Below are 12,641 nucleotides of genomic sequence, written 5' to 3'. Positions count from 1 at the left end.
ATTTTGGGAAAACACTATGCGCATGCATACAAATGTGCTATACTCAGTTTGCGTTAAAAATTAGCTACTTTTGGTAAGCAAATTGTCAAGACGATAAGGCCGGGTCTCTTCCGACCAAATTTTTTGGCCAACACTATGCACACGCATATAAATCAAACGAATTTTTGGAGGGTTTACGATGAAACTTATTACCGTTGAAGAGCATTACGACACAGATCGGAACATCAAGGAATTTAACCAATACTCAGAAGTGAAAAACAACAATCCGCGTCAGGACCAACTGCGTCCGGACCTTGTGGATTTCAGCAACAAGGTCGCGTACATGGATAAGAACGGAATCGACATGCAGGTGATCTCGGATGCTGGCAATTCCCCGCAAGTCCTGCCTGACCAGTACGCGGTTGACGGCGCTCACGCCCAAAACGAGACCCTGGCAGCAAACATTAGTCAGTACCCAGACCGGTTTGCCGGTTTGGCCACCCTGCCAGCCAACACGCCAGATGAGGCCGCCAAAGAACTCGAATACGCCGTGACCAAGCTGGGCATGAAGGGTGGCATCATTTCTGGCAGCATCAATGGTCAGTTCTTGGATGATCCCCGCTTTGAGCCGATCTTCGCTGCCGCTGACCAGCTAGGCACCACACTTTATCTACATCCAGGCGTCATCACGAACGATCAAAAGGCGATGCTGTACGACAGCAAGGCATACAACGCATTAGGCGCCACGATGATGGCCGGGGCCATGTGGGGCTGGCACATGGAGCAGGGCATTCAGATGCTTAGGATCATCACGTCCGGCATCATGGAGAAATACCCGCACTTCAAGATTGCCTCCGGTCACTGGGGCGAATTTGTCCCAATGTTCCTAGAACGGATCGATGGCTTCAGCCCAATTATCACTGATCTGCCGCTGAAGTTCTCGGATTACTACAAGCGCCAGGTTTACCTGTCACCATCCGGCATGTTCACCGCGCCGCAGATGCAGCTGGTGCTGACTGAAATGGGCGCCGATCACGTCATGTGGTCCGAAGACTTTCCTTATGTTCAATCCGGAAATGAAACGCGTCAATTTCTTGAACAGGCGGACATTACGGCTGCCCAGCGTGAAGCAATTGCCCACGGCACCGCCGAAACAGTGTTTAACTTAAACTAATCTCACCCGATAAAAAGGAGAAACCATATGACAAAAATTGGTATTATTGGTGCGACGGGTCACGTCGGCCAGGCAATCATGAAGGAAGCGCTTGACCGTGGTCTGCAGGCCACAGCCATCGTGCGCAGTGCAGAAAAAGCAAAAAAGCTGTTCGGCGACCAGGCTGCGATTCTGGCCAAAGACGCCATGGCACTGACGCAGGCCGACTTATCAGATTTTGATATTATTGTTGACGCGTTTGCTTCCGCCAAGCCGTATGAACACGTTGATTTAGCCACCGGCCTGATAAGCTTTTTCCGTGAGGATCAAGCGACTCAGTTATTCTTTGTGATTGGCGCCTCAACGCTGCTCAAGCCAGATGGCAGCACACTGCTCACCGACACGATGAAGCGCTTTGCCGGCGAACCTTGGCTCGCAGGGATGATTGAGCAAAACCGGGAATTTGAATTTTTGCAGTTAGTCGATGACGTGAACTGGACGGCAATTACACCATCCACTGATTTCACCGATGGGCCGAAAACGACCTATCGCGTGGGTGGCAGCCACATTATCAACAGTGCCGCCGGGAAAAATGAGGTATCGGTGGCTACCTTTGCCGCGGCCTTGCTTGACGAAAGCGCGCAACCCAAGCATACACGGACTCAGTTTTCGGTTGTCGATGCCTAGGAGGGACATCATGATTCCAGACAAAAATGATCAGACCATCATCAAGCAGCTTCACACCGCATCGAACAATGCGCTGCGCGTGCTTGACCGGCGCCTGAAACCGCTGGGGGTAAACAGCAGCCAGTACTTTTTTGTGCTGAAGCTGCATGATGATCCAGGCGTGACGCAGGATCAGTTGGTGCGGGCGGACAGCCGCCACCAAAGCAATGTTAACCGGGAAATCACCCGGTTGGTTACTCTGGGGCTGGTGGACAAGCGTCAATCTGCTACCGATGGCCGAAGGTTCGAGCTTTGGCTTACCAAGGCGGGTGAGGACTTGTATCCGCAAGTCAAAGCCGCGTTGGATGCGGAGGAAAAGGCGCTTAGTCAGTGCTTGGCCGCAGCAAACGGCCGGGTGAGCCAGCAGGACCTTTTGGCCGTGCTTCACCGCATTGCACAGTTGGATAATCAGTGAATCAATAAAGAAAGCAGGAGAAATATGCCGGCTTTGAAACTAAATGGCCACACATACCCGGCGCTACAGATTCCCCACGGCTACCAGATTGTGGTCGAACAGATGGTCCCACGAAACGGCGAGCAGGTTCACCTGCGGCGGTATCAGCCAGCCGCCTTGCAGCAGGAGGCACTCAATCGGGAACATGTCACCGTCATCTACGGTGACAATGGGTACCTCTATTCTTATAACGCCTTGACACAGCCAATCGCGGGCAAGCTGCCTGATGAGACCCAGGCGTTTGCGATTGCGGAGCGAGTGTGGCAAGAGGTTGATTCCACCTACCGTCAACGGCTTGAACCGCTTCGCAGTTTGACCGGTCAGACGCGGACGTACATCAATGCTGACGGCCAAGCCGTCACTGTGCCGGTGGAATGGGCGAAGTACGTCAACACCGTGGACGCTGGCAGCTATGAATGGGTCGGCCTCGCCCCGAACAACGCGGTGATCGAGTTCGAACGCCTGAGTTTCTGGGATTTTTCGGCTAATCGCCAGAAAACAGAAATGTGGAACGGTGATGATTGGATCCTGGCGCGCCGCGGGTTGGGGCCTCAATTGCCGGCGCCGCTGCCAGTGGCCTAGCTGGTTGACCAGCAAGTTTGACCAAGTCGTGTCGTTGAATCGGGTCAAGCGGGCCTCGTTTCTGACCTACCACAACAATGCGCTTTACGTCGGCTTTTTTGACCAAAGTACCCAGGGCAATTTCGCGGCGTTGCCGCTGACGAAGCGGGCCTGCCCGATACCGCGAACCGGCGCCGAGTAGAGCTTCGCGGAGCCAATCAAGCGGGCAATTACACGACCAGTAAAAAGCTGCAGGGCGTCACGTTCTATCATGGCCAGATCCTGTTTTCGCAGTCGTTCGGGCCTAATTCGTCCAGCATCTTGGCGTTTGACAATGACGGCCAGCGGACTTGGCTTGATTTTGACGGTGATGATACCCTTAAAACCGTCACGCTGCCCCCGTATCTTGAGCAGATCTATGCAGACGGCGAGGATCTTTACGTGTTGTTTGAATCAGGCGCGACGCACTACCGTAAGGCCAAGTTGGGCTTTCACGCCGATCGGGTGGTGAAGCTCGATTTAGGCAGCCTGATGCATTCCAGGTAAGGGGCTGGCACTTGAGCCATCGAAGAGCGGTTTTTTGTCCAAAGCATGAAGGCCTCTGTGCCACGATTCAGTTAGCGAATCGCAGCGCAGAGGCCTTTGTGGACTTGGCCGTTCGATTAAGTAACGCGCCGAAGCTGCTGTGTGTTGCAGTCGCCTTTTTGACGTGAGCTGGTGCCCAGCTTCGGTGGGTTAAGAGAAAATATGCTTGCTGAAGACGTAATTCAGACCGATCACGACCACCTGGTCAATCACTTTGACATGATTGGCGAGCCGTGAAGCAGCGTTAGCCCCACGAACAAGATGGCGGTGTCAGCTAGCAGTGAGGCCCCGCGCAGCGTGAAGAAGCTGACGGCTTCTTTCACGACTGTTCTGGGGGTCATGTCGGCAGCGCCAAACACAAGCTTTTTATTCGCAATAAAAGCAAACAGGACGCTGAGCACCCAGGCGACGATGTTGGCCCAAAACCAGGCAGTGCCCAGGTGAGTTAGGCTGAAAAACAGCACGATGTTAATCACCGTGGTCAGCCCGCCGACGACCAGGTAGCGCAGGGCTTCCCCGTACCGGTCATAAATTGTTGTCACACGTTTATCCATTGATTGACCTCCCGTGAGCATGAAGCAAATTAGTGTAAATGAGGGACGCAGTGTGGGACGCGGTGCCGTTGATCACGAGCGGAGAGGCACTCAGTTGATAATGGGCAGTGCGCACCACATCGACCGCTTGGCTGGTGGTGCGCCAGTTGTGTACGGTGATTTGGTAGCGGCCGGACTCCACTGGGTGATGCAGCCGATAGACGGCTCCCGCATCGGTTAAGTGGTAAGTTTGGCCGCTGGTCAGCTTGGTCAGCGTGACCGCCACGACTGAATGCGCATGAATCTGCACGGAAAAGTAATCGGCAGGACCGTTCAGTGTCACGTTCTCGGTCATCGTAGCGTTTGGCCTGAGTCGTTCAGGCTTGGCGTGATACTTCTCGGACAGCTGGCTGCGCTGGGCCGCCACCACCAGCGGTTGCGGGTGCACTGCACCCACCGCGTGGCTCAGGCCAAGCACGCTGATGCAGGTCAGGCCCAACAAAACCGCAGGACGCCAGACGAGCCGGTGGACCGCCGCTTTTGCTTTTACCGGCTTGGGGATGCTCGCCAAGGTGAACAGCAGTGAAGGCAGAATGATCTGACCGTAGCGGGCCTCGGTTTCCCACAGGAGGGTGTGGCAGGCCAAGTAGCCCAGGGCGGTGACCACAGCCAGCATACTGGCTGTGTCGCGGGCTTGGCGCCACTCGGGCTGCCACGTGAGCAGGCGCAAAATCAAAGTCAGCCACAAGGTGAGCGTGGCCGTGGTATAGCTGATGGCGGTCAGGGCAGCCAGTGTCTGGACGTGCTTTTGATAGACCGCCGGTGCCGACCGGAACCCACCGTTGTACCAGGACTGAATCCCTTGAACATTCAGCAGAATGCCCAATTTGGTGAACCATAGCTTGATCAGTCCCGAACCCCCCAGATGCTTCACGCGCTGTTTCAGCAGCACCAAGTCATGATGCTGACGGGCCGCCTGGTCAGGAAGCTTGATCGCGGCGAGGACGTCGTGGGCGGCATACATGCCGTGGCTTTTTGCGTTGGTTCCCATCAGCAGCCAATTGGAAACGGGAAACGCAAATTCGGTCTTGGGGGTGTAGTGGCTGGCGGCGTCGATAACGCGGGTAGCCGGTACGCTGAGGCCAAAGCCGACCACCACGAGCAGCATCGGCAGCCAGAGCTTCAAAGGCTTGAGGAGATGCTGGTGGTGCAAAATTAGCGCGACAATGGCAGCCGCTGGTATCAGTACAATCAGGTTTGGTTTGATCAATGCGCCAAGAAACACCGCAACGGTCAGGCCAATGCCTGCCCAAATCTGGTGACTGCGCGTTTGTTCTGGCCACCGCCAAAAAATGCGCATGATGATCAGCAGAAGCAGCATCGACGGCAGGTCGGAATAGAAACCCTGTTTGTCACTGCCAAGCAGGCAAGTAAAGTTGTCCAATTGCAGTGACAGAATCGCTCAAAGCCAGCTTACCCTCCCTCAGATATATTCGCCAGCCATGAATTCTGAATCAATTCTGATACTTTTTTAGAAAAGGGCCCCGACCGTTGCCCACCAGCGGCAGTGTTTGTTGCCGCCTGGCTGCTGTTTGGTGGTGGAGAAAACAGTATTCTGGAAGATTGGCAGGAGCGCCTGACGCGCTGACTAACAGGTCTTAGAAGGGGAGAAAGTGGGAAATTAAGAGTAGTATGATTCAAGAATATTCTGTTATCAGAATCTTGAAAGTATTTTGTTCCCATGAATCGACTATCTGTGTACAAATTTTACATTATGTCCATTCTCTATAAGGAATAGGGAATTCCTAAATAAGCCCAGTTCAAATAATATAAAAACAATTTTTCGAAACTGGTTTAGCCTTGCAATTCTCTAATGCTATACTCATCTCAACCAGGGGGTTGTCAACCCCACTAAGCATCTTCGCTTTGATGGCGCAGTGCAAGAAATGAGGAGGAGTATGATGAAAGCAAGTCCCAAGAGTAACTCTTTAAGAGTTGATACTGATCGGAAAATCCATTATAAGATGTTCAAAGATGGCAAGAAGTGGGTCTTTACGGGCTTGGTAACGACCTTCTTCACAGTTCTGCCATTTGTACAAGTCAACACTGTCAAAGCTGACACAACTACGAACCTGGAGCCGACAGCGCAGGTGACGAACTCAGATTCCAGTGCAACGGCGGCGAACGTTTCGAACACAGCCGTTCTTGAGACGCAAGCCGCCACTGCTGCAATCCCGGAGACCACACCGGCGAAAGCACTGCTTGAGATTAAAAATGCCCAGGCAACCACGACTGAAAGTGGTCTGGTCACCGTCACAGGGACGACGACGGCCAATGCACAAGTTACAGCCACTGCTGAAAATGGCATTACCCGAACGGTGACCGCCGATGAAAACGGTTATTTTAGTGTTGCGCTGAATGGCACATCCACTGTTATTTTGAAAGCCTCGTTGGATGGGCATTCAAGCGAACCGGCCGCTGTGGTAGTTCCAAAAGCGAAGACGACAGCTGAACAGGAAACAGCGACGCCCACATCGGCGGTTGCTTCGAGAGCAGCATTAGCCGAGGTTGCTGACAATTCCCAAGCTGAAGACACTCAGTCGGCGGGCAACGCAATTCGCTTAGTAGATCCTAGCGATGACGAGATTGCGGCTGCTAAGGCATCCGCAACCGACTCATTCAACAAGACGGGTCTTCCACAGACTATTCAAGTGCTCATGGCTGACACCGATTCTTCTCAGGTGGAAGAGGTTTATAACAAGAGTTTCTTGCAGACACTCCAGCTGACTAAATCAGATGCATACACCAGTGTCGATGGTCAAATCATAGTTAAAGCCGGTGTCCGGGAAGTCAAGGATGGGGACACGACCAAGAAATATCTTGCTTATGATCAGCCAATTACGATCACGTTTGATCATTTTTCTAACTTAGGTTCGCTCAATACCCTGAAAGATAAAACTAAGGATTCTGGTTTTAAATTGTTTGATCCGTCCACATGGGCGCCCGCCGTGGCACATATGATCGCTCAATTTGCTGTTGGTAACTTGACAGCGGAGCAAATTCAGCAGATGTCGGCTGGTACCAGTGATACCGCGGCATTAACGGATATCAATAAAAACACCGACATACTACTGCATGGCAATGAGGCTGAGCAGTCAACACTTAAGCCAGATGATTTGTTCCGTCTAGCCCCAGTAACTGGGGCTGGTCAACTTCAGGTCGGTGTTTTTAGTGCTGAGGCCTTAGACAAGACAGTGCTCAATCAAATTTCGGATGTCAGTTATGCTGATCCAACTTTTGATTGGGATACATTGGCAAAAACGGACAATGATGACAACTCTACATCGCTGACATTTACCTTGTCAGCTGATCAAGTCAAGCAAGCTTTTGGAACCCATGGTGGTTATCTTTACGTCAAGATTCCGGGCAAAATGAGCAGCTTGAAGATAACCGACCTGCTTGTCCCTGCTGAAGATGGCAGTATCGGGACAGATGCGAAAGTTGAAGTCGTCGATACGCCGACTGATACGACCACGGATACGCCAACTGATACGCCTGCCGAGGCTAATTTCCCAGTTACTTATAAGTATGTCGATGGGAACGGCAATGAGATTGCCAACAGTCAGCAACAGAAGAAGCTCACTTCTGCAGAATCGATCGATTTCAGCCCATTGAATCCACCGGCTGGGTATACTTTTGACCCGAAGAAAACAGAAGTCGATATTACCAGTGCGTTTGATGATCAAATTAAGTCTGACATTAGCAGTGCAACTGATTTTGCTGGTTTGAGTTCAGCACTGGCTAAATTAGGGATTGCCAAAGTCAGTGCTCTTGAAGGCAGCAACACCCATCAGGTGACCATTACCTATCACGGCACCAAAACTGAAGTGAAGAAATATACTGCCAAGGTCATTTATGTGGACCAAGCAGACGGTCATGAGATTCGGGATGCTGCTCCTTTAGGCTCGCAGCCAGCAGGACAACCGGTCGTGACGACAAAAATTCCCAAGACTGTTGAAGGGTACACGATGGTTGGCGAGGACCCAATCAAGGAACGCTATGTCTTCACGGATCAGCCTGACCAAGTTGTTACCCTCACGTACAAGAAGAATGATGCCGGTGGTACCGGTACCGGCACTGGCACCGATACGCCTACAGCACAAGGCAAGATCACTGTCAATTTGGTGGTGGGTGAAAATCACGACGCGCTTGTCGTACCCAGTGATCCCAATTTTCAACAGACGTACTATCTTGACGGTGATATTGGGACGGGCATCCCAGCTGGTGCCGTCAACAAGACCGCCCCAGGTTTTACAATCATAGAGGATGGAACGCTCAAAGCTAAGTTTACTGATAAAGACCAGACGATTCTGATCGTTTACGCGCCAGTCGCAACCAAGGGTACGATCACTGTTAACTTAGTGGACGAAAATAACCAGCCAATCAAGAATACTGACGGCCAGTCTTCAATTGATCTCGAGGGCAATATTGGCGATTCAATTACAACCGTGACCCTCAACAAGGACGTCACCAGTCACAAGATCACCACCGATGGCACGACCGATGCGACGTTTACTAAGACTGCCCAGACGTTCACGATCAAGTACGCGCCAGTCGAAACAAAGGGTACGATCACTGTTAAGTTGGTGGACGAAAATAATAAGCCGATTTCGAATACTGATGGCCAGTCTTCAATTGATCTCAAAGGCAATATTGGCGATTCAATTACAACCGTGACCCTCAACAAGGACGTCCCCGGTCACAAGATTGCCACCGATGGCACGACCAATGCGAAGTTTACTGAGACTGCCCAGACGCTGACGATTAAGTACGCTACAGACGGGCCTAGAGTATACACTCCGGGCAATCCTGGCTCGGCTTTGAATGGGGACCCGACCACAGTAACGTCCCGGTATTTGATTGGGACGGTGCAGGCTATTGTTAAGTACAATGGGGACGGTGCACCAGCTGAGAAGAAAGGCTCACCTATTCAGATTTACCGGACGGCAACCCTTGATGCTAGTGGCGCTCCAGTGTACACGCCATGGACAACGAATTCAACCGGTGCTGGCGGCAACGACACTGATGTTTTGCTGACGCCAATTACTGAAAGCGATATTCCAACAGTCGCGAACAAAGTCGGTAAAATCGTGGATGAGACGAACAAGACTATTACGTCCGCCGACTTACCATTGGTTGGTAAAAAAGTAACAGCTAGTGATGGTTCGGTTCTCATCGATGGTACCCAGAACACAAACATTGGTGGAAAGTACCTGACGAATTTCATTGCGACCCGCGTGGTCAATTACGGCGCGAACCAGCCTGACTTGCAGTGGCATGACGCACCGACAGACCCGACAGATCCTCTCTACAACGACACGCATAAAGTCCTGCACCCGATCATGATGATGATAAAAGACGGTGTAACGACGAAGCAAGATGATAACGAAGATGAGGTCGTTTTGACGCGTCAATATCAGATCGATGATAACGATCCTGACAGTGGCGTGAAAGATTATGGCCCGTGGATTGTTGATGACACTGGCAAGTTCATGACCGTTGGCTATACACCGGTAATTTACGATGGTTATAAGGCTTCACCAGCAAACATCGACCAGAATACCCAAGATGATGATCACAAAACCGTCACGGAAGAACTTGCGGCAATGGCGGCTGAGACAGCAGACCAAGATAAAGAAATCACCTTCACCATTAACTATGACAAAGAAAAGGCTGAATTGGTCGAGCACCCTGCACCAAATGAACCACGTGATGTGAACTATGATGATACACATAAGTTCCTGAATGTCACAATTAACGGTGATCAGAACGGTCAGAAGAAGCTGCTAGAGACTGGGAAAGTTGTGTTCAATCGTACTTACTACACAGAAGGCGACACGACTAACAAGGTCGTTAAGTATGGCGATTGGAAGCAAACTGCACCCTTTGCAACTTTCACTCCTGAGCCAGTGGATGGCGCCACGCCAACTCCAGCACAAGTGACCGAAACAACGGTAGGTGACGATGGTCAGTCCATCAAACAAGCCGCAGCTGGTTTACTTGCCGCAGCCGACGACGAAGATAAAGACATCACGATCACTGTAACCTATGCCAAGGCTGAAGCGGCCAAAGGCACAGGGACTGTTCACTATGTCTATCAGAACGTTGACGGTATCGAACTGAAGGATCCTGAGACGGTATCTGGTGAAGTCGGGTACAATTACTCCAATGATTATTCGGTTCCTGACACCTTAAGCGGCGAAGGCAAAGGCTTGTCTGATGCTGACGGCACACTTGATACCAGTGTTCTGCACTACTATGCGACTGCCGATATTAACGGCGGCCAGATCAACAATTTACCTGATGACAGCACGGCCGATGGGACCTTTGGTACTTCAGGCCAAGACATCTGGGTTATTTATGTTGCCAAGCCAAAAGCAAGTGCTGCGGATACAGTAACTGCTGAGGAAATCGAAGGTGACGCTGATCATCCAAATGGCGGGACCAGGATCACCGTTAAGCACGTTGACGGCAGTCCCGACACCGTGACGACAGTATGGAATGGTAATGACGGGGTAACGCCAGTTGTTGATCCAAATGGCACCGACAATGGCGACGGGACGACTACGTACCAGATCACCGCAGATGGACAGCCGGCAGGCTCGTTCACCGTTAAGAATGGTGAAAAAGGTAAGGATGGTGTAGACGGTCAGACGCCTCAGATTAAGACAACTGATGATGGTAAGATCGTGTTCTATATACCGGGCTCGAAGGGCGATGGTACTAATGACACGAAGTTGGCTGAAATCGATGCTCCTAAGTCCGGAGATACGATCACCGCAACGCCGGCAGGAGTTACTGAAGATCATCCAAACGGTGGAACCACGATCACTGTTAAGCATGGTGACGGCAGTGCCGACACTGTGACGACGGTATGGAATGGTAACGATGGGGCAACTCCAGTTATCAGTCAGACCGGTAAGGATAACGGCGACGGGACAACCACTTATGACGTGACGGCCAACGGGAAACCAGCTGGGACGATCACAATTAAGAATGGTAAAGACGGCGCGGATGCGAAGACGCCATTAGTTCGTGACGGCAAAGATGGTAAAGTTGAATTCTATCTTCCAGGGACTAAGGAAGATGGCAGCGATGAGACTGTTCTCGGCTCGATCGAACCACCAAAGGATGGAGACACGATCACAGCAACGCCAGTTGATGGCGACGATACTCATCCAAACGGTGGGACTAAGATCACTGTTAAGCATGGTGATGGCAGTGACGACACTGTGACGACGGTATGGAATGGTAACGATGGGGCAACTCCAGTTATCAGTCAGACCGGTAAGGATAACGGTGACGGGACAACCACTTATGACGTGACGGCTAACGGGAAACCAGCCGGGACGATCACAATCAAGAATGGTAAAGACGGCGCGGATGCGAAGACGCCATTAGTTCGTGACGGCAAAGATGGTAAGGTTGAATTCTATCTTCCAGGGACTAAGGAAGATGGCAGTGATGAGACTGTTCTCGGCTCGATCGAACCACCAAAGGATGGAGACACGATCACAGCAACGCCAGTTGATGGTGATGATGCGCATCCAAACGGTGGGACTAAGATCACTGTTAAGCATGGTGACGGCAGTGACGACACTGTGACGACGGTATGGAATGGTAACGATGGGGCAACTCCAGTTATCAGTCAGACCGGTAAGGATAACGGTGACGGGACAACCACTTATGACGTGACGGCTAACGGGAAACCAGCCGGGACGATCACAATCAAGAATGGTAAAGACGGCGCGGATGCGAAGACGCCATCAGTTCGCGACGGCAAAGACGGTAAGGTTGAATTCTACCTTCCAGGGACTAAGGAAGATGGCAGCGATGATACTGTCTTAGGTTCGATCGAACCACCAAAGGATGGAGATACGATCACGGCAACGCCAGTTGATGGCGACGATACTCATCCAAACGGTGGGACTAAGATCACTGTTAAGCATGGTGATGGCAGTGACGACACTGTGACGACGGTATGGAATGGTAACGATGGGGCAACTCCAACCATTGAGCCAACCAAGGACAAAGACGGCAACGAAACTGGTGAAGGATTTGACATCAAGGTCAACGGCCAAACTGTTGGCACCCTGAAGAATGGTGTTGATGGGAAGACGCCTGAAATCAAAGCCGTTGAAGGCGAAGATGGCAAGACGACTAACCACTTCGTGATTCCGGGTGATGCAAAAGATGGCAGCGACGATGTCGATCTTGGCGAAGTGCCAACAGTAGCAGGTGACACGATCAGTGTCACTGACTACAAACCAGCTGACGAAAATGATAAGAAGACCGGTTACACGGTCACGATCACGCACGCCAATGGGACTACCGAATCCAAGGATCTGTTCAACGGTAAAGATGGTGCAACGCCAACTCTTGAACCGACTGAGGATGCGGACGGCAACGTAACTGGGTACGACATCAAGGTCAACGGCCAAACTGTTGGCACCCTGAAGAATGGTGTTGATGGGAAGACGCCTGAAATCAAAGCCGTTGAAGGCGAAGATGGCAAGACGACTAACCACTTCGTGATTCCGGGTGATGCAAAAGATGGCAGCGACGATGTCGATCTTGGCGAAGTGCCAAC

The 12,641-nt window shown here is 51.6% G+C and carries 9 protein-coding genes; 7 read left to right on the top strand and 2 right to left on the bottom strand.

Annotated elements, in window-relative coordinates:
* The first annotated feature begins 178 nt into the window (after positions 1-178).
* The 6 genes from EKM86_RS00990 to EKM86_RS00970 all read left to right on the top strand — a co-directional run bounded on the left by EKM86_RS00990 (position 179) and on the right by EKM86_RS00970 (position 3,419).
* Positions 179-1,153: an amidohydrolase family protein gene (locus EKM86_RS00990; RefSeq protein WP_125754650.1), complete on the top strand. Its 975-nt coding sequence runs from the start codon at positions 179-181 to the stop codon at positions 1,151-1,153.
* Between the two features lie 27 nt (positions 1,154-1,180).
* Positions 1,181-1,819 (top strand): NAD(P)-dependent oxidoreductase, encoded by a 639-nt coding sequence (locus tag EKM86_RS00985; RefSeq protein WP_125754649.1) that lies wholly within the window; start codon positions 1,181-1,183, stop codon positions 1,817-1,819.
* Between the two features lie 10 nt (positions 1,820-1,829).
* Positions 1,830-2,273: a MarR family winged helix-turn-helix transcriptional regulator gene (locus tag EKM86_RS00980; protein WP_164506105.1), complete on the top strand. Its 444-nt coding sequence runs from the start codon at positions 1,830-1,832 to the stop codon at positions 2,271-2,273.
* 24 nt (positions 2,274-2,297) lie between these two features.
* A complete protein-coding gene (locus tag EKM86_RS00975; RefSeq protein WP_125754647.1) occupies positions 2,298-2,894 on the top strand; it encodes a hypothetical protein in 597 nt (198 codons plus the stop codon).
* A gap of 4 nt (positions 2,895-2,898) precedes the next feature.
* Complete coding sequence (locus tag EKM86_RS12260; protein WP_164506104.1) at positions 2,899-3,075, top strand: hypothetical protein; 177 nt, start codon at positions 2,899-2,901, stop codon at positions 3,073-3,075.
* A gap of 119 nt (positions 3,076-3,194) precedes the next feature.
* A complete protein-coding gene (locus tag EKM86_RS00970) occupies positions 3,195-3,419 on the top strand; it encodes a hypothetical protein (RefSeq protein WP_125754646.1) in 225 nt (74 codons plus the stop codon).
* 248 nt (positions 3,420-3,667) lie between these two features.
* Here EKM86_RS00970 and EKM86_RS00965 read toward each other — a convergent pair whose 3' ends face one another.
* A complete protein-coding gene (locus EKM86_RS00965) occupies positions 3,668-4,012 on the bottom strand; it encodes a GtrA family protein (protein ID WP_225419325.1) in 345 nt (114 codons plus the stop codon).
* Positions 4,005-5,435, bottom strand: a complete 1,431-nt coding sequence (locus tag EKM86_RS00960; RefSeq protein ID WP_125754645.1) for a hypothetical protein — start codon at positions 5,433-5,435, stop codon at positions 4,005-4,007. The genes EKM86_RS00965 and EKM86_RS00960 overlap by 8 nt, the downstream gene beginning before the upstream one ends.
* Positions 5,436-5,949: 514 nt before the next feature.
* Between EKM86_RS00960 and EKM86_RS00955 the strand changes: the two genes are divergently transcribed.
* On the top strand, positions 5,950-12,641 hold a 6,692-nt coding region (locus tag EKM86_RS00955), incomplete at its 3' end, for a MucBP domain-containing protein (protein WP_191988006.1).

Origin of the sequence: Lacticaseibacillus hegangensis, assembly GCF_003946465.1 — a bacterium.
In the GTDB taxonomy this organism is placed as follows: Bacteria; Bacillota; Bacilli; order Lactobacillales; family Lactobacillaceae; genus Lacticaseibacillus; species Lacticaseibacillus hegangensis.
Note: the sequence above shows the minus strand (reverse complement) of the source record. Positions and strands in the feature narration are given on the sequence as shown.